Origin of the sequence: Paraburkholderia sp. RL17-368-BIF-A, assembly GCF_046054045.1 — a bacterium.
Taxonomy (GTDB): domain Bacteria; phylum Pseudomonadota; class Gammaproteobacteria; order Burkholderiales; family Burkholderiaceae; genus Paraburkholderia; species Paraburkholderia graminis.
Genome location: NZ_JARESN010000023.1, coordinates 79,680 through 98,595, shown reverse-complemented (window position 1 = coordinate 98,595; position 18,916 = coordinate 79,680). Strand labels below are relative to the sequence as shown.

Here is an 18,916-nt window from a genome sequence, read left to right as displayed (position 1 = left end):
CCGTCCAAGCGCGAATTACACCGGACCTGAGAATTTGAAGTACGTGCCGCTAAATAAGCGAAAATAGCGGTCGCTGTGCGCTTCAAGGCGCTGCAGTTCAACCCCGCGGCCGCCAGGACCGGTAGACCGCGTACCGTTTAACTGAAATTAGATAGAAAGGTTCTCCATGAACAAGTTGATGATCGCCGCCGTGATTGGCGCCCTGTCCACGACGATGCTGACCGTCGCGACTGACGCCGCCGCGCAAACGGCGACCACCACGAAGCCCGCCGCCAAGGCCGTGGCCAAGAAGCCGCAGCCGCGCCGTCTGATCAAGCGCAAGGCAAACCCGGTGAAGGAAGCGAAGCTCGATCCGATCCCGGAAGGCGCGGAAAAATGGTCGTGCAACGAAGGCCTGTCGTTCGATCTGAAGGGCGACATGAAGCGTGACCAGATCGTCACGGTTCACTGGGCGAACAAGAACTACAATCTGCCGCGTCAGTCCACGACCACGGGTGCAGACCGTTTCCACGACGCCGCCACCGGCATGGATCTCGTCGTGATCCCGACGAAGGCCATGCTGTTCTCGGACAAGGACAGCTCGCGTCTCGCCGACGAATGCAAGACGGCAGCCATGGTGCAAGGCGCGCCGGCTCCGACGCAATCGAACGCGATCAACAAGACGAACTAACTGTCGTCATCAGGAAGAGCTCTCGATGTCCGCTCCGATTTCCAACGTGCGACCCGACCCGGACACAGTCCTGGTCGATATCGTCGACTACGTTCTGGACTATCCGATCGACAGCGCGCTCGCGCTGGAAACCGCGCGTCATTGCCTGATCGATACGCTCGGCTGCGGACTCGAGGCGCTCACCTACCCTGCCTGCACCAAGCTGTTGGGACCCATCGTGCCGGGCACGATCGTCCCCAACGGCGCCAAGGTGCCGGGCACGTCGTTCCAGCTCGACCCGGTTCAGGCCGCGTTCAACATCGGCGCGATGATCCGCTGGCTCGACTTCAACGACACCTGGCTTGCCGCCGAATGGGGTCATCCATCGGATAACCTCGGCGGAATTCTCGCGACAGCCGACTGGCTCTCGCGTACGGCCATCGCAGCGGGCAAAGCGCCGCTGACGATGAAAGACGTGTTGATCGCGATGATCAAGGCGCACGAAATTCAAGGCTGTATCGCGCTCGAAAACTCCTTTAACAAGGTCGGGCTCGATCATGTATTGCTGGTGAAGCTCGCGTCCACGGCGGTCGTCGGTCAGTTGATCGGCCTCACGCGCGACGAGCTCATCAACGCGGTCTCGCAGGCGCTCGTCGACGGGCAGGCGCTGCGCACGTACCGCCATGCGCCGAACACCGGCTCGCGCAAGTCATGGGCCGCCGGCGACGCGACCTCGCGCGCCGTACGTCTCGCGCTCATTTCGAAAACTGGCGAGATGGGCTATCCGTCGGTGCTGACGGCGAAGACGTGGGGCTTTTACGATGTGCTCTTCAAGGGCAACGCGTTCAAATTCCAGCGCCCGTACGGCTCGTATGTGATGGAGAACGTGCTCTTCAAGATCTCGTTTCCGGCCGAGTTCCACGCGCAGACCGCCGTCGAAGCGGCCATGACGTTGCAGGCGCAGCTCGTCGCGCACGGCAAGCATGTGGACGACATCCGCAAGATCACGATCCGCACGCACGAAGCCGCGATTCGCATCATCGATAAAAAAGGTCCGCTCAATAATCCGGCCGACCGCGATCATTGCATTCAGTACATGATCGCAGTGCCGCTGATTTTCGGCCGCCTGACGGCTGCCGATTACGAAGATTCGGTCGCGCAAGACGCGCGTATCGATGTGCTGCGCGCCAAGATGCAATGCGTCGAAGACGCACAGTTCACGAAGGATTACCACGATCCCGAGAAGCGTTCGATCGCCAATGCACTGACGATCGAATTCAACGACGGATCGCAGTTCGACGAAGTCGTAGTCGAATACCCGATCGGTCATAAGCGTCGTCGCGAAGACGGAATTCCGTTGCTGGTCGAGAAGTTCAGGACCAACCTCGCGCGCCGCTTCCCGGTCAAGCAACAACTGGCGATCCTCGACGTGTCGCTGGATCAGGCGCGGCTCGAAGCCATGCCGGTCAATGAGTACGTCGATTTGTACGTCATCTAGTCAAGTTAAGTACTGTAGTTCCGCGATCAAACCAAGGAAAACACCATGGCCCACAACCTCCACAAAACGCTCAAGGAATTCGACAGCGGTTCCGGCAAAGGCAAGTTCTACTCCCTGCCGCAACTCGGCAAGGCACTGAACATCAAGATCGACCGCCTGCCGGTTTCGATCCGAATCGTGCTGGAATCGGTGCTGCGTAACTACGACGGCAAGAAAATCGCCGAAGAACACATCACGCAACTGGCGAACTGGAAGCCGACGGCGGCACGCGTCGACGAAATCCCGTTCGTCGTGTCGCGCGTGGTGCTGCAGGACTTCACCGGCGTGCCGCTGCTCGCCGACATCGCTGCAATGCGCGGCGTCGCGAAGCGGGTGGGCAAGAATCCGAAGTCGATCGAGCCGCTGGTGCCGGTCGATCTGGTCGTCGATCACTCGGTGCAGATCGACCACTTCCGCGAAAAGAACGCGCTCGACCTGAACATGAAACTGGAATTCCAGCGCAATAACGAGCGCTACCAGTTCATGAAGTGGGGCATGCAGGCATTCGACACGTTCAAGGTCGTGCCGCCGGGCGTCGGCATCGTTCACCAGGTGAACCTCGAGTACCTCGCACGCGGCGTGCACAAGAAGGCCGACGGCACGGACACCGTGTACTACCCGGATTCGCTGGTCGGCACGGACAGCCACACGACGATGATCAACGGCATCGGCGTGGTCGGCTGGGGCGTGGGCGGCATCGAAGCTGAAGCCGGCATGCTCGGCCAGCCGGTGTACTTCCTGACGCCGGACGTGGTCGGCGTGCACCTGAAGGGCAAGCTGCGCGAAGGCGTGACGGCAACCGACCTGGTGCTGACCATCACCGAACTGCTGCGTAAAGAGAAGGTTGTCGGCAAGTTCGTCGAGTTCTTCGGCGAAGGCACGCGCTCGCTGTCGCTGCCGGACCGCGCGACGATCGGCAACATGGCGCCGGAATACGGCGCGACCATGGGCTTCTTCCCGGTCGACGAAAAAACCATCGACTACTTCAAGGGCACGGGCCGCACGGACGCAGAAATCTCGGCGTTCCAGAACTACTTCAAGGCTCAGAACCTGTTCGGCATTCCGAAGGACGGCGACATCGACTACACGAAGGTCGTCACGCTGGATCTCGGCACCGTCGCGCCGTCGCTGGCAGGCCCGAAGCGTCCGCAAGACCGCATCGAAATCGGTCATGTGAAGTCGACGTTCAGCGACCTGTTCTCGAAGCCGGTTGCCGAAAACGGCTTTGCGAAGAAGCCCGACGATCTGAACGCGCAATACACGACGACCAACGGCGTCAACGTGAAGAACGGCGACGTGCTGATCGCCGCGATCACGTCGTGCACGAACACGTCGAACCCGAGCGTGCTGCTGGCTGCCGGCCTGCTCGCGAAGAAGGCTGTCGAAGCTGGCCTGACGGTCGCTCCGCACATCAAGACGTCGCTGGCTCCCGGATCGCGTATCGTCACCGAATACCTGACGAAGACCGGCCTGCTGCCGTACCTCGACAAGCTCGGCTTCACGCTGGCCGCTTACGGTTGCACGACCTGTATCGGCAACGCGGGCGACCTGACGCCGGAACTGAACGAAGCGATCACGAAGAACGACATCGTCGCGGCTGCCGTGCTGTCGGGCAACCGTAACTTCGAAGCGCGTATCCACCCGAACATCCGCGCGAACTTCCTGGCTTCGCCGCCGCTGGTCGTGGCTTACGCGATCGCCGGCAACATCACGCGCGACCTGATGACCGAACCGGTCGGCAAGGGCAAGGGCGGCAAGGACGTCTACCTCGGCGACATCTGGCCGACCAGCGACGAAGTGAACGACCTGCTCAAGTTCGCGCTCGACGCGGAAGCGTTCCGCAAGAACTACTCGTCGCTGACCAAGAAGGGCGACCTGTGGAGCAAGATCGAAGGCGAGGAAGGTCAGGTCTACGACTGGCCGAAGTCGACGTACATTGCAGAGCCGCCGTTCTTCGGCGACGACTTCTCGATGACGCCGGCCGACAGCATCGCCGCCGTGAAGAACGCGCGCGCGCTGGGCATTTTCGGTGACTCGGTCACGACCGACCACATCAGTCCGGCTGGCTCGATCAAGGAAGACTCGCCCGCAGGCAAGTGGCTGAAGGCAAACGGCGTGCAGAAGGCCGACTTCAACAGCTACGGCTCGCGCCGCGGCAACCACGACGTGATGATGCGCGGCACGTTCGCGAACGTCCGGATCAAGAACCTGATGATCCCGGCGAAGGCAGACGGTTCGCGCGTGGAAGGCGGCCTGACGATTCACCAGCCGAGCGGCGAACAACTGTCCATCTATGATGCAGCGATGAAGTACATCGACGCCGGCACGCCGACCATCGTGTTCGCGGGCGAAGAGTACGGCACGGGCTCGTCGCGCGACTGGGCGGCGAAGGGCACGCAACTGCTGGGCGTGAAGGCTGTGGTCGCACGCAGCTTCGAGCGGATTCACCGTTCGAACCTGGTCGGCATGGGCGTTCTGCCGCTGCAATTCAAGGGCTCGGACAGCGTGCAATCGCTCGGCATTACCGGCGAAGAAACGTACGACATCGAAGGGCTCGGCGCGGACTTCAAGCCGCAGCAGGAAGTGACACTCGTGATTCGCAGCAAGGACGGCCAGGAGAAGCGCGTGCCGGTGCTGCTGCGTATCGACACGCCGATCGAAGTCGACTACTACAAGCACGGCGGTATTCTGCCGTTCGTGCTGCGTTCGCTGCTGGCTGCTTAAGGCTCGCGACGACGCAAACAGCTTGCTGTTTTGCAGGGGCTGCGTCCTGTGGAGGGCGCAGCCGACTTTTGAAGCCCGACCTTGGTCGGGCTTTTTTTTCGTCGATGGTTTTAGCGCTTATGGTTGCGCGCGGTCGGCCTGGAAAGCGGCGGGATTGTCGGTAATCCGGCGCTGCGTCATGTGCGCATTCCAGTCGGGATCGGTTTGCGAAGATGCCGGCGACGTTGTACGTGTGTTGGCGTTTGCGCGCCGCTGTTGAGCGGCCCAATCGAACAATGCCGCGCTCTCGGTTGAGTCGTTTGCGAGAGTTCGCGGTGTGGGCCGCTCGGGTTGCCCCTGTCCCCTCGATACCGAAGAGTTCGCCAGCGAATCAACCGAATGATTCGATCCGCGACGCAGTCTTTCAATTTCCACGCGATCCGCCAGTGCCGCTGTAGTTGTCGCAGTGCGATACGCTTTTGCCGAGCGGTTGTCTGCGGCGATATGGCGTGACGTACCGGCGTTACGCTGCGAGTCGGCACGTTGTTGCGGCGAACTCGCTGTGTCGACGCGATGTGCGGCTTGGGGTGACCGAGCCGTCACTGACGATGACGCCTGCGCCTGCGCAGTACGTTGAGGCGCTTCTGCCACGCGTGGCATCGGCTTGGGTGCGTCTGGTTGGACGTCTGCTAATGGCTGAACTGTCACGCGGCCAGTACGTGTCGACGTTGCAGACGGCTTTGCCGCTGTTGCGAATTGATCGGCGACGTCATGCGTGGAACAGGTCGCCAGGAGCCACGCGAGCGCAATGCTGCAGCCCACGAAGATCGCGGCGCCAAGCATCCGATCCGAACGCGACGAATGCGGACGCACGTAGTCCGCCTGGAGATAATGCCGCGCTTCTGCCAATTGCTCGTCGAAACGGCTGTCCGAATTGGGCCGCTGCGGCAACTTGTAGAAGAATCGGAACCTGTTGTTCGGTGGATTCCGTCGGCGAGGTTGCGGCCTTGGCGTGTATTGCGGCACGCCCGGCATTGCCGGTTGCGGGACGCGTTCCTGTGTGTACGACGCCGACCGTCGCCACGAGCCGAAAGGCGGCGGCAAACCGGACAGCGGACGCGAGCTGGGAAGCGCAAGCGCGCCCTCGATCAAGGCCAACGGCCTGTTCATGGTCGTGCGCTCCGGTGTTCGTCACGCACGCCTTCGAGTTGCTCGATCAGCGTTCGCATGCGTGCGGCAAGCGCATCAATTAATTTGCAAGTGGGCTCGGATCGCGTGGTGGGTACGCGCCGCAATGCGTCCATCAAACTGTGGGCGCCGACAAGTCCTAGCGCCCCGCTGAGCCTGTGCAACAGAGGCCGTAAATCGTCGAAGTCGCCTTCGCTTTGCAGATTGCCGAGACGGTCGAGATCATTGCGCATCGCCACGCACCATCCTTCGAGAAATGCGCCGAGATCGATCCCTTCGTGGATCAGTGCATCAAGATAGCGGCGATCGAATGGCTCGAAAGAAGGACTCACGCCTTTGCCGGAATCGCGAGCTTGCTCGCGCGAGTCGGACGGCCGCGCGTTAGCGTCAGCCCGCGACGTGCTTCTCCCAACAGCGGGGAGGGTGACCTGCTGCGTTGCGCGCGCGCCTTCCAGCTCAACAGCGCGCTGCGCCGGCTGGTGACAATCGGCGCCTTCGCCGCAATGCAGACTCGTCTTGTTCATAGCGGCTGGAACTAGCTGATCAGCTTGTGCAACGAAGCAAATTCGATCAACGCTGCGAGCGACGACACCCCGAGCTTCTCCTGGATACGGCTCTTGTAGGTACTCACGGTCTTGTCGCTCATGAAGAGCGCGTCGCCGATCGCCTTGTTCGACATGCCCCGCGAGAGCATCTGCAAAATGACGAGTTCCTTGTCGGACAGCAGCATGATTCGGCCTTCCTCGCCGCTCGGCGCCATGCCCGGCGCAATGCTCGCGCCGTTGGGGCCGACCGGAAAAACCGTATAGCCCGCGAGCACCGCTTCGACGCCGCGCAAGATTTCCTTCATGTCCTGCGACTTGCCGACGAAGCCGTGAACGCCCGAACGCATTGCGCGCGGCGCGAAGGTCGCCGCGTCGTGGCCCGACAGCACCATCAGGCGAATCGACGGATGCACGAGCTTCAGACGCGGAATCACATCGAGTCCGCTGATGCGCGGAATGTCGAGGTCGAGTATCGCGAGGTCGGGCTTGTATTGGCGAGCCATCTCGACAGCGGTCTGGCCGTTGTCCGCCTCGACCACTTGTTCGACGCTAAGCAGTTGCATGAGCTGCAACCGGACAATCATCCGGAACGCTGGGTGGTCATCGATAATCAGAATAGTCGACATGTGTTGCATTTCTCCTGAAAAACTTCCATTTCCGGTTGGGGCGATCATGGACTTCTGACGGCCCTCTCGTGACCTCCCGGCAGCCATAAGCCGTTGGCGTCCGCGGGGTACGACGTTCGTGTGCGCAGCCTGAGCAGATCAGGAAGGCGCGACGACGAACTCGATCTCCACCCGCCGGTTCGGTGCGAGACATCGCACCAGTTCATCGCGCCTGGTTTGCCGGCATTGCGCCACCGGTTTCGCACTGCCAAGCCCGCGAATAGCGATTGGCACGGTGACGCCGCGAGCGCGCAGATACGCTGCTACCGTTTGCGCGCGTTGCAGCGACAGGCTCTGGTTATGGGCGTTGTCGCCGAGACGGTCGGTGTAGCCGGTGATCCTGAGTTCGCGAAGCGTGGCCGTTGTCTTCATGCTTCGCGCCACTTTGTCGAGTTCGCGTCTGCCGGCGGCCAGCATCGCGGCATCGTTGCCGCCGTCGAAACGGAACAGCGAGTCGGCGCGCAGCGTGACCGTTCGTGGCATTGCCGGACTCTGCGCCGCAGCGCTCGCGGGCGCGGCCTGCTTGCATTGCAGCGCGCTCTCGGCCGATTTACGCAAGTTATCCTGAATGTCCGGCAGACGCTTTTCGGCATGAGCGAAGTTGCGTACCCATGCATCGTGGCCCGCTTGCATGAGCTCGACTTCAGCGCATGCGAGCGGCTGCTGCGCTTCGCGACAGGAGGCCGTGACCGGGTCCGACTTGATGGTATTGACGATCTTCCACAAATCGGGACGCACCACGGAGACGGTGCGCAGCGCCGGATTGGCAGCCGATAACGACGTGCCATTTTCAAGTCCCAGGGTGATGACCGCCGCCTGACCGATGGCCTCCTCGACGAAACCCCAGTGGTCGCCCGCTTGCCGCGCCTCGTGGCCCGCGCTGATCCAGCATTGCGCCTTCGCGCGGAAATAGCCGTTCTGTTCAGGCGGCAAGCGGTTCAGCCGCGCTTGCAATGACGCGAGCGCCGTGCCGCCGCTGGCAGCGGGCGCGTATGCGTTGATCCATTGCGGGTTGGCGGCGCCTGCCGCCTCGTCTTGCGAGGCGCCAATGCCGGATTGAAGCAGGGTGGGGTCTTGAATGCCGAGCCGTGCGCGCGCGGCGTGATCCGCGCAAGCTGTCAGTGTGAGCGCACACACAAGCACGGTTAGCGGGGTTTTCATTGGTTATCTGCGCCTCTCGCATCTTTTTATCAAGGGATAAAAGTATGACGAGACGCAGAAGCCCGCGGAATGGGATGAATCTTAGAACGGTGTCAAGAGTTGTCGATTCTCATGTTGCATCAACGAAGTTACCGGATATTTGCTCGCGCCGCATTTACGCCCGAACCGCGCGCGCCGCATTGCGGCCACGAAGCCATTCCAGCGCCAGCAATAAGCACGTCGAAAAAATAATCAGAATGGTGGCGAGCGCTGCAATCGTCGGGCTGATATTTTCGCGGATGCCGGTGAACATCTGGCGCGGCAGTGTCGTCTGGTCCGCGCCGGCCAGGAAGAGCGTGACGACGACTTCATCGAACGACGTCGCGAACGCGAACAAGGCGCCGGAAATCACACCAGGCGCGATCACGGGTAATGTGATGCGAAAGAACGTCTTCACCGGATTCGCGCCAAGCGACAAGCTCGCGCGCACGAGGTTGTAGTTGAAGCCCTGCAAGGTCGCGGCCACCGTCGTCACGACAAACGGCACGCCGAGCGACGCATGCGCGAGAATCAGCCCAACATACGTATTCGCAAGTCCGAGCGGCGCGAAAAACAGATACATGCCCACGCCGACGACAACCACCGGGACGATCATCGGCGAAATCAGGATCGCCATGAGCAAGCCCTTGCCGCGGAAGTTGGCTTTCGTGAGGCCGATTGCCGCCAGCGTGCCAAGCACAGTCGCGACCACCGTCGCGGACGGCGCGACAATAAAGCTATTCTTAGCCGCCATACGCCATTCATCGGACGCAATCAGATTCTGATACCAGCGCAGAGACCAACCAGGAATCGGATAGACGAGGAACGTACTCGATGAGAACGACAGCGGCACGATCGCGAGCACGGGCAAAATCAGATACAGCAGCGTGAGCACGGCAAGCGCACGCAACGCGAAATACCACGCGCGCTCCACCCAGGACGTGTGCGGCGCGAACAGGGGCTTGGCAAGTTTCATGTCGGTAGGCTCCGTTCAGCCGAGGCTCAGCGATGAACGCGTGAAGCGTCCGTAGATCACATACAGCACCAGCGTCGCGGCAAGCAGCAGCGCGCCGAGCGCACACGCCATGCCCCAGTTGATCGTCACGTTGGTGAAGTAGGCCACGTAGTAGCTGACCATCTGGTCGTTCGGGCCGCCGAGCAGCGCCGGCGTGATGTAGTAGCCGATCGCCAGAATGAAGACGAGCAACGCGCCCGCGCCGATGCCGGGATAGGTCTGCGGCACATACACGCGCCAGAATGCGGCGAAGGGATGGCTGCCGAGCGAAATGGCCGCGCGCTGATACGTCGGCGGAATCGACTTCATCACGCTGTAGAGCGGCAGGATCATGAACGGCAGCAAAATGTGCGTCATCGAAATATAGACGCCGGTACGGTTGAACAGCAGCGCGAGCGGATCGTGCAGCAGGCCGCTGCCCACTAGCGCCTTGTTCACGAGACCTTCGCTCTGCAAGATGACGATCCATGCCGCCACGCGCACGAGGATCGACGTCCAGAAAGGAATCAGCACGAGGATCATCACGAGATTCGCGCGACGCTCCGACAGCGTCGAAATCCAGTAAGCGAGCGGATAGCCAAGCAGCAGCGCGAACAACGTAACGGCAGCGCCGATCACGAAGGTGCGGGTGAACACGGCGAGATAGATCTGCTGGTCGGGATCGGTCGGAATGATGTGACCGAACGCGTCCTGCTTGTGATCGAGCGAAGCGAGCACGTAGAACGGCGAATACGGACTGCCGTTCTTCGCGATGGCTTGCCAGTACGCGATGTTGTTCCAGCGTTCGTCGAGCTCGGCGAACTTCGCGTGAAATTGCGCGGGCGTCAGTTGCAACGGCTTGCTGTTGTCGTCGACGAAAGGCATCGCGCGCGCCGACTTTGCCACCAGCGAGCGATAACCAGGAATTTCCACATTGAGCCGGCGCGCGAGCGCGCCCATGCCGTCGCTATCGGCGATGGCGGTCAGGTCGGTCGCCAGTGCGGCGTATGCGGCATCGGGCGGCGGCGTCTTGCGGTCCCATGCGTGCAGTGCGCTAAGCGTATGCGGCAACGCGTTCACGACTTCGGGATTCTGCGCGGCGCGGGTCAGCAACGCGCCGATCGGCACGACGAAGATCAGCAGCAGAAAAATCGCGAGCGGCGCGATGAGCAGCAGCGCCATCGCACGCTTTTTCGCTTCCGCGGCCTTCAGTTCGCGCTTGAGCCGGCCGGTTGATTCCGGCGTGGAATCGGCGGCGATCGTCATCGTAGTCACACCTGGTCTCCCTGCAAAGCTGCGGACCGGAGCAGCGTTAGTCCGGCTCCAGTCCATCCACCCGCGCGCGCAGCGGATCGCTCCAACGCGCGCGCGTCATCGCATCACTTCACGACTTACTTCGAAGCCCATGACGAGAAACGCTGCTCCAGCTCGTCGCCGTGATCGGTCCAGAACGACAGGTTCTGCAGCACCGCGTTCTTGCCGTTAGCCGGCGAGTTCGGCAGATTCGAGAGCGTCTTCGCGTCGAGCCCCTTGATCGCCGCCACGTTCACCGGACCATAAGCGATGTGGTGCGCGTAGTCCTGCTGCGGCTTCGACGAAAGCGTGTACGCGATGTACTTCTCGGCCAGCGCCTTGTTCGGCGAGCCCTTCGGAATCGCCCAATAGTCGAGGTCGTAAATGCTGCCGTTCCACACGACCTTGAGGTTCTTGCCTTCCTTCTGCGCGGCGTCGATGCGGCCGTTATACGCGGTCGACATCACCACGTCGCCCGCCACGAGGAATTGCGGCGGCTGCGCGCCCGCTTCCCACCACTGGATGTTCGGCTTCAGCTCGTCGAGCTTCTTGAACGCGCGGTCCTGGCCTTCCTTCGTCGCGAGCACCTTGTAGACGTCTTTCGGCGCGACGCCGTCGGCCATCAGCGCGAACTCGAGGTTGTAGCGCGCGCCCTTGCGCATCGCACGCTTGCCCGGAATCTTCTTCACGTCCCAGAAATCGGCCCAGCCGGACGGCGCGCTCTTCAGCTTGTCGGCGTTATACGCGAGCGCCGTCGACCACACGAAAAAGCCCACGCCGCAAGTTTGCGGCGCTTCAGGAATCAGATCCGACTTCTTGCCGATCTTCGACCAGTCGAGCTTTTCATACAGACCTTCGTCGCAACCGCGGCCGATGTCGCCCGACTCCACTTCCACCACGTCCCAGTTGACATGCTTGGCCTCGACCATCGCCTTGACCTTGGCCTGCTCGCCGTTGTATTCGACGGCGGTCACCTTGCTGCTGGTCTGCGATTCGAACGGCTGGTTGAACGCTGCCTTTTGCGCGTCCCCGTTGGCGCCGCCGAAGTTGACGACCGTCAGTTCGGCCGCATTCACCTGCGCCGCGCCCAGCGCGAGCGCCACAGCACCGACAGCGATGGCGCAGCGCGATTTCCCGATCTTGCTCATGGTGTGTTGCTCTCCTTTGGTGGTGGTTTCAAGCATGAGTCCATGCGACGTTCTTATGTGCTGCTGACTGCCCCGCTGATGCAATCATGCTCGCGTTTGCCGCGCTTACGCCCCCGCGAATACCCGCAGATGCTCGGGCGCGAACTCGAGCGCGACGGGCGCGCCGGGTGCGAACGCGTTGAGCGCGTCGGTGCCGAGCGGCACCTTGACGAAGCACTCGTCCTGCTGCGGCAAACCGCAGCGCATCCGCACGTGATCGCCGAAATAGATGAGTCCGCGCGCTTCGCCGGCAAGCGCGTTGGCGCCCGGCCGCGCAGCGCCGTTGGCATGTCCATTGCCGCCCGCCGAGAGCTTCATGCGTTCCGGCCGGATGCACGCGATGGCCGGCGTGCCCGCCCGCGCGCCGCCGATATTGCGGCCCGTCACCCGCGTGCCGTCGGCCAGATGAAGCTCGCAATATTCGCCGTTCACGTTGGCGATCGTGCCGCGCAGCTTGTTGCTGTCGCCGATGAAGTTCGCGACGAATTCGTTGCACGGCGATTCGTACAGACGGTCCACCGTATCGAGTTGCTGCACGATGCCTTTATCGAAGACGGCGACGCGATCGGACATGGTCAACGCCTCGCCCTGATCGTGCGTGACGTAGACAAAGGTCACGCCGAGCTTCTCGTGCAGCGACTTCAGTTCGTACTGCATGTGTTCGCGCAATTGCTTGTCGAGCGCGCCGAGCGGCTCGTCCATCAGCACGAGTTTCGGCTCGAACACCAGCGCGCGTGCAAGCGCAATGCGCTGCTGCTGTCCGCCCGAAAGCTGCGCGGGATAGCGCTTGGCGAAGCTCTCCATGCGCACCATCTTCAATGCGTTATTCGTGCGATGCGCGCGCTCTTCGGCGGAAACCTTGCGCACGGTCAGCGGATACGCGACGTTCTGCTCGACCGTGAGATGCGGGAACAGCGCGTAGTTCTGAAACACCATGCCGATGTTGCGCTTGTGCGGCGGCACGGTATTGAGCAATGTGCCGTCGAGCCAGATCTCGCCGCCGGTGGGAAATTCGAAACCGGCGAGCATCATCAGACAGGTGGTTTTGCCGGAACCCGACGGCCCGAGCAGCGTCAGGAATTCGCCCTGATAGATGTCCAGATCCAGTTGCTTGACGACCAGCGTTTCGCCGTCGTACGTCTTGCGCACGCCTCGAAAGCTGACGATCACTTCATCCGTTTTCATCGCCGTAGTCTCCTCTGCGGTCGAGCCGGCTGCTCTTGCGTAACAGCGGGCTTGCATCAATTGCGTGGCCCACTATAGACCGTTACGGTTCTACAATATGGAACCATTTCATTATTCCGGATAGAACCACTTGGATACGATCATCTTGTCGGATTGGCTCGCCGCCAGGCTTGATCGCGCGGCCTCGGAACCGCTCTACCGGCAGACGTTGCGGCTGATGCAGCAGGCCATTCTCACCGGTCAGTTGCCGCCTGGCACCAAGCTGCCGAGTTCGCGCACGCTCGCCGAAGACCTGGGCATCGCGCGCAATACGGTGCTGCATGTGTACGACCAGTTGACCGCCGAAGGCTACGTGATCTCGACCACGGGCAGCGGCACTTATGTCGCCGACACGCAGCCGGACACCGCCGCCGTCAACGCGCGCCGAAAGCCGGCGGTGGCGGCTGTCGGCGCTACGGCCGGTGCGGCAGTCGGCACGCAAACCAAACCGCCGAAGCGCGATCTGAACGATCTGTCCAATCGCGGGCGGCGTCTGATCGGCCAGGCCGGGGTCTCGGCGAAACAATGGGGCGCCTTCATGCCGGGCGTGCCGGACGTCGCGGAATTTCCGGCCCGAACGTGGAGCCGCCTGCAAGCGCGTTTGTGGAAAGAAGCGAATCCGGATCTGCTGACGTATGCGCCCGGCGGCGGCTATCGTCCGCTGCGCCGCGCGTTGTCGGACTATCTGCGCGTCGCGCGCTCGGTGAATTGCACGCCGGATCAGATCATCATCACTACGGGTATTCACCAATCCATCGATCTCGCCGTGCGTCTGTTAACCGACGTCGGCGATCGCGCCTGGGTGGAGGAGCCGTGCTATTGGGGCGCGCGCAGCGTGTTGCAGTCGTCGGGAATCACGCTGGTGCCGGTGCCTGTCGACGATGAAGGTCTTAATCCGCGTGAGGAGGATTTGCGGGAGCCGCCGCGTCTCGCGCTCGTGACGCCGTCGCATCAATACCCTCTCGGCATGGTGATGAGCCTCGCGCGCCGCCGCACGTTGCTCGAATACGCGCGTCAGCACAACGTGTGGATCATCGAGGACGATTACGACAGCGAGTTTCGCTACGGCAGCCGGCCTCTTGCGTCGCTGCAAGGTCTCGACGAAGCCGGTCAGGTCATTTACGTGGGCAGCCTCGGCAAGATGCTGTTTCCGGGTCTGCGCATGGGCTACATGATCGCGCCGGAGCATCTCGTCGACACGTTTCGCATGGGCGTCGCGGAGCTTTATCGCGAAGGACAGTTGATGCAGCAAGCCGTCATGACCGACTTCATCATGGACGGCCACCTCACGTCGCACGTTCGGCGCATGCGCGCGCTGTACGGAGAGCGCAGGCAAATCCTGATCGATGCGATCACCGCGCGTTTCGGCAGCGAACTGCCGGTGATGGGCGACGAAGCGGGCTTGCATCTGGTGCTCGGCTTGCCGGATCACGCGGACGACCGCGCGGTGACGGCGGCCGCATTCGACGCCGGCGTGATCGTGCGGCCGCTCGCGACCTATTACAGCAGCGATCCGCCCGCGCGGCGCGGGCTGTTGCTCGGCTATGCGTGCGTGCCGAACGAGAAGATCGGGCCCGCGTTCGACACGCTCGCGCGCGTCATCGAGCAGACCGCGTTGAAGACGCCGACGCGCGCCGCCTGAGCGACGCGCCTACGACGGCGCGCACGTGACCTTACTCACTTCAGCCCGAAATCAACACGCGTAGTCGCGCCTTTGTCCTTGATGCCGTCCGCGTCGAGCTTCGGCGCGACGACAAACACGCGGCTGCTGTCGATCTTGCCATCCAGATACTGCTGCACGCTTTGCGCCCGCTGCTGCGCAAGCTGCCGCAGGCTGGCCTCGTCGATGGGCGCGTTCGCTGCGAGCGCGCTCTTCATGTCGTCGTCGGGCAAGGACTTCGTCAGGCCGACGAAATTGCGCGGCTTCTTGAAGTCCGCGGACTTGTAGGCCTTCGTCAGATACTTGTCGTATTCCTTCGGATCGACGGTGACGCTCGACAGGTCCACGCTCTCGCCGTTGCCCACCACGTCCTTGATTTTCTGCTGCTTGACGAGGCGGTCCACGTAGCGCATGCGCAACGCGGGCTCGTCGATCTTCGGGTCGACGCGGCCGATCAGATCCATCTTGATCGACGGCTTCGCGCCGAGCGCCTTCACGATCGTCTCGAGCTTCTTCGTGTCGGCGTCGGTGAGCTGCGCGGAGCCCGGTTCGAATTCCACGTAGCCGAGTTCCTCGCCGCTGCCGCCGAACGCGTTCGCGATCAGCGAGAACGGCGCGGTCACCGCCTTTTGCAGCAGGTTCAGCACCGCATGCCAGATCAGGCCGCCAATGCTGAACTCGGGGTTCGACAACGAGCCGGACACCGGCAGATTGACGTCGATCTCGCCGCGCGAATTTTTCAGGAGCGAGATGGCGAGCCGCACCGGCAGTTTGGTCGCCGTGTCGTTTTCGATGTGATCGCCGAACGTCAATTGGTCAATGAACAAATGGTTGTCCGCGTTCAACTGGTCGTTCTCGAGCTTGTAGTGAAGATCGACGTTCAGCTTGCCCTTGGTGATCGGATAGCCCGCGTATTTCGCGGAATACGGCGTGAGATTGGTCAGCTCGATGTCGTGCGCGCTCGCGGTCAGATCGAGCGCCGGTTTCGCGATCAGCGGATTAACGGTGCCGCGAATCGACAGCGGACCATTGGCGGCCAGCTTCGCCGCGATGTCGACGGGCGCGGACGTGGTCGACTGCGTGCCGAATGCGCCGACGGTGCCCTGAATGCCAACCAGGTTCGCCGTGAAGTTCGGCTTGATGAAGTTGTCGGTGTAGGTCACGCGGCCTTGCTGCAAGACCAGTTGGCCGAAATGCAGCTTGACCGGACTTTGCGGCGGTGTTGCGGCAGTGACGGTGGCAGGCGTGGCGGGCGCAGCGGTCGTGGTGGACGACGCCGGCGCGGACGCTGACGCCACGATCGGTGCCGACGCGGCAACCACGGCCGAGGCCGTCGGCGGCGTCAACGGCACGGGTTCCGCGCCGTCCTTGGCGTTCTTGTCGCGCGTAAGCGACTGCGCCGCGCCGCTCTGATGCGCGACCACGTCGTTCAGGTTGAGCTTGCCTTGCGCGTCGAGCAGCACGCGTCCATAGAACCTCGTGAACGTGACGCGCTCCGCGTCCACCGACGTGCCGCGCTCGTCGTAATCCGCCTTCAGCCCGGTCAGCGCGAGCGAGCGCCACCCGGCGAACGGATCGGAGGTGGCCTTGTCGAGCATGCGCACGTCCACGAGCGCCACATCGCCGCGATAAGTCGCCTTCAACGACTTCGCCTGGCTCAACGCAAGATCGCCGCTGCCGTTGAGCAGCGCGCTCGCAATCGTCGCATTCAACTGGCTGCCGAAGTACGGTTCGAACGCCGCCGCGTCGAGCCGGTTCGCGTTCACCTTGACCGCAACCTTGAGCGGCGTCGCGGTGACGTCGCCCTTCAGGCCAAGTGTGCCCTTCTTGTTCAGCGTGGCTTGCAGTTCCACGGGCAGCGGACGGCTCAGGTCGTCGCTGATCTGCTGCACTTTCAGTTGCAGCGGCGCGATGCCGAGTTTGACCGGCTGCGGCGTGGTGTTGTCGGTGAAATTGGCGGTGCCGTCCTTCACGTTCAGCTCGCCGATCTTGTAGTGCCATGCCGGACCTTCCGCCTGCGCCTTCTTCACAGCATGAATGGCCGTGCGTTTCGGCTCCGCCTCATGCGGACCGGCGAGCGATGCAAGGTTGATGCTGCCGTCTTTCAGCCGTTGCACGTCGACGGCGAGGCCGGTCGTGTCGACGCTCGTCACATCGGCGGTGCGCGCGTTCAGGTCCACCTGCTTGACCTTGACGCTGCCCTGCGCGAGCGAGATCACAGGAGCCTTCGCGCCGCGCGTCGTCAATTTCAGCGATTGCAGATCGAGCTGCGAGTCCGCGACCATCACCGCGGCCGGCGACTTCGACCAGTTCGCGCCGATGTTCGCGGTCGTCGAAAGCGTGCCGTCGGTGACTTGCGCCACGGTTGCCGCATCGAGATAAGGTTGCAGCAGCGGCAGATTCAGCGACTTGATATCGAGTTTGGCGCTCGCGGTTTTGGCGGCCAGGCTCAATGCGCCTGCGACGCCCAGTGAACCGCCGCTGCGTTTGAGGTTCGTGTTGAGCGTGTAGTGCGCGGGCGCGGTGGCGAGCGTCGAAAAATCGGTCAGCGTGACCGCGAGCTTTTCCATACCGACGTCGACGGGACGCGACGTAGCTTCGTCGCGTGCGTTGACGGTGCCGTCGTTCAGTACGAAGCGTTTGATCGAGAGGTCGAGCGGCGGTGCGGGTTTGTCCGCGCTTTTTTGCGCTTCGTGCTGAGCGTTGTTCTGCGCGCCGCTTGCCGCCGATGCAGCCGACGGTGCCGCCGCTGCGGAGCCAGGCGCCGGCGAACTCGCCGCTTGCGCCGCATTCTTCGCAGCCGAAGGCGCCGGCGCGGGGGCGAACATCTTCTCGACGCTCAGCGCTCCGTTCCGGTCGCGCGCGAGATTGGCAATCGGCGCGTCGATACGAATGTCGTCGAAGTGATAGACGCTCTTCAGCGGCTCGAGCGTGCGCGCCGCGACATGCACCGCGCGCGTGGCGAAAAACGGCGCCTTGCTTGCGTCCCGCACATCGACATCGTTCAGATCGACGGTGCCCGCCACGCGCAGTGTCGGCGCGTCGTTCGACATCACGAAGTTGAGCTTCAGATCCGTCGAGAGCTTGCCCGCCTGCACGATCACCGGCAGTTTGGTCGGCACATATGAGATGAGGCGCGGCACGTCGAGTCCTTCGAAGCGCAACGACACTTCCGACTCGCGCGACGCGGCGAACGGTTTCGTCTTGCCGTCGATGGCAAGCGGACTGCCGTCGATGCGCGCGCGCAGCAACGGCTCGACGAAGATATCGGTTTTCGACGGCAACGTGGCGATAAACGGAATGCCGAGCTTCCATTGATCGATCACATGCGTCGCGCCGAGCAGTTTGTCGTCGAACGTAATCTGGCCGTTCTCGAGACGAATGTTCGACACGGAGAAGAGCGTCGGCTTGCTGTCGGGCGTGCTTGGCTGCTTCGAGAATTTCTCGATCAGATCGGTGAAATTAAAGCGCTGCGCGTCGTAGCGAACAATATGAAAACGCGGCGAATCAAGCTGTATTTCATCGACAATCGGCGCCGCGCGAAACAGCGAACTCCACGACGGCTGAACGATAAGCCTTTCGATGTCCACGAAATCGCCCGCGCCGCCGCGCTCGCCGATATGCACGCGGTCCGCTTCGAGTTTCAGCGTGTAGGGATTGAGCGCAATGCGGCCAATCGTAGCGGGCCGGTCGAGTTGCTTGCTGAGCTGTTGTTCGGCGATATGGCGAATCAGCGGCGGCGCCGCGAAAAAGCCCAGCAGTCCGAACACTACGATGAAGATCAGCAGACCGGTGATGACGCGACGTGTGCGGCGCGACTGCGCGACATCGCGCATGGTCTGCATGGAAGAGGCGAGTGATGCTTTATTGATGCTTGCCATGCTCGGTTTTGGGTAATGCGGCGGCAAGCCGGCCGCGACACGAAAATCCCGCAAGCGGCAGTATAAGTCGTGAATCTTTCGTCGGATAGAAATGTAAGCCGTGCTTACACAATCGCCCGCGCTCTACAACCGCGCGTCCGTCATTGACCGCGAAGTCGTGACGGACGCGCGCTGCCGGCCTTCGAATCTTGCCGGCTATGCGAAGCGCAAA

The 18,916-nt window shown here is 62.3% G+C and carries 14 protein-coding genes; 5 read left to right on the top strand and 9 right to left on the bottom strand.

All coding sequences use genetic code 11. The features are described from left to right. Positions 1 to 166: 166 nt before the first annotated feature. Genes P0D87_RS28485 through acnA form a run of 3 tightly spaced genes read left to right on the top strand, consistent with a single transcriptional unit; the run spans position 167 to position 4,910 of the window. Complete coding sequence (locus P0D87_RS28485) at positions 167 to 670, top strand: hypothetical protein (RefSeq protein ID WP_006047552.1); 504 nt, start codon at positions 167 to 169, stop codon at positions 668 to 670. 25 nt (positions 671 to 695) lie between these two features. Further along, complete coding sequence (locus tag P0D87_RS28480; protein ID WP_053859718.1) at positions 696 to 2,147, top strand: bifunctional 2-methylcitrate dehydratase/aconitate hydratase; 1,452 nt, start codon at positions 696 to 698, stop codon at positions 2,145 to 2,147. 45 nt (positions 2,148 to 2,192) lie between these two features. After that, complete coding sequence (gene acnA, locus P0D87_RS28475) at positions 2,193 to 4,910, top strand: aconitate hydratase AcnA (RefSeq protein ID WP_029967393.1); 2,718 nt, start codon at positions 2,193 to 2,195, stop codon at positions 4,908 to 4,910. Positions 4,911 to 5,027: 117 nt separating this feature from the next. Here acnA and P0D87_RS28470 read toward each other — a convergent pair whose 3' ends face one another. After that, positions 5,028 to 5,924 (bottom strand): hypothetical protein, encoded by an 897-nt coding sequence (locus P0D87_RS28470; protein WP_321175876.1) that lies wholly within the window; start codon positions 5,922 to 5,924, stop codon positions 5,028 to 5,030. Between the two features lie 131 nt (positions 5,925 to 6,055). Then, on the bottom strand, positions 6,056 to 6,310 hold the full coding sequence (locus tag P0D87_RS28465) for an Hpt domain-containing protein (RefSeq protein ID WP_408637090.1): 255 nt from the start codon (positions 6,308 to 6,310) through the stop codon (positions 6,056 to 6,058). On the opposite strand from P0D87_RS28465, the gene P0D87_RS28460 reads away from it, so the two are divergent. Continuing rightward, complete coding sequence (locus P0D87_RS28460; RefSeq protein WP_321175877.1) at positions 6,275 to 6,616, top strand: hypothetical protein; 342 nt, start codon at positions 6,275 to 6,277, stop codon at positions 6,614 to 6,616. The genes P0D87_RS28465 and P0D87_RS28460 overlap by 36 nt on opposite strands. On the opposite strand, the gene P0D87_RS28455 is transcribed toward P0D87_RS28460, so the two are convergent. The 6 genes from P0D87_RS28455 to P0D87_RS28430 form a co-directional block, all read right to left on the bottom strand. Then, positions 6,613 to 7,248: a response regulator transcription factor gene (locus P0D87_RS28455; RefSeq protein WP_006047547.1), complete on the bottom strand. Its 636-nt coding sequence runs from the start codon at positions 7,246 to 7,248 to the stop codon at positions 6,613 to 6,615. The genes P0D87_RS28460 and P0D87_RS28455 overlap by 4 nt on opposite strands. Positions 7,249 to 7,386: 138 nt before the next feature. Then, positions 7,387 to 8,448 (bottom strand): OmpA family protein, encoded by a 1,062-nt coding sequence (locus P0D87_RS28450; RefSeq protein ID WP_053859721.1) that lies wholly within the window; start codon positions 8,446 to 8,448, stop codon positions 7,387 to 7,389. A 154-nt stretch (positions 8,449 to 8,602) separates the two neighbouring features. After that, positions 8,603 to 9,442, bottom strand: coding sequence for an ABC transporter permease (locus P0D87_RS28445; protein WP_006047545.1), 840 nt, complete (start codon positions 9,440 to 9,442; stop codon positions 8,603 to 8,605). Between the two features lie 15 nt (positions 9,443 to 9,457). Further along, a complete protein-coding gene (locus P0D87_RS28440) occupies positions 9,458 to 10,735 on the bottom strand; it encodes an ABC transporter permease (protein ID WP_044020317.1) in 1,278 nt (425 codons plus the stop codon). A 116-nt stretch (positions 10,736 to 10,851) separates the two neighbouring features. Then, positions 10,852 to 11,901, bottom strand: coding sequence for an ABC transporter substrate-binding protein (locus tag P0D87_RS28435; RefSeq protein WP_006047543.1), 1,050 nt, complete (start codon positions 11,899 to 11,901; stop codon positions 10,852 to 10,854). A 105-nt stretch (positions 11,902 to 12,006) separates the two neighbouring features. Then, entirely contained in the window at positions 12,007 to 13,125 is a 1,119-nt protein-coding gene (locus tag P0D87_RS28430; RefSeq protein WP_006047542.1) for an ABC transporter ATP-binding protein, read from the bottom strand. Between the two features lie 130 nt (positions 13,126 to 13,255). Here P0D87_RS28430 and pdxR point away from each other — a divergent pair, with 130 nt between their 5' ends. Continuing rightward, positions 13,256 to 14,806: a MocR-like pyridoxine biosynthesis transcription factor PdxR gene (gene pdxR, locus P0D87_RS28425; protein WP_053859722.1), complete on the top strand. Its 1,551-nt coding sequence runs from the start codon at positions 13,256 to 13,258 to the stop codon at positions 14,804 to 14,806. A 35-nt stretch (positions 14,807 to 14,841) separates the two neighbouring features. Here pdxR and P0D87_RS28420 read toward each other — a convergent pair whose 3' ends face one another. After that, a complete protein-coding gene (locus tag P0D87_RS28420) occupies positions 14,842 to 18,705 on the bottom strand; it encodes a DUF748 domain-containing protein (protein ID WP_053859723.1) in 3,864 nt (1,287 codons plus the stop codon). Positions 18,706 to 18,916: the final 211 nt, after the last annotated feature.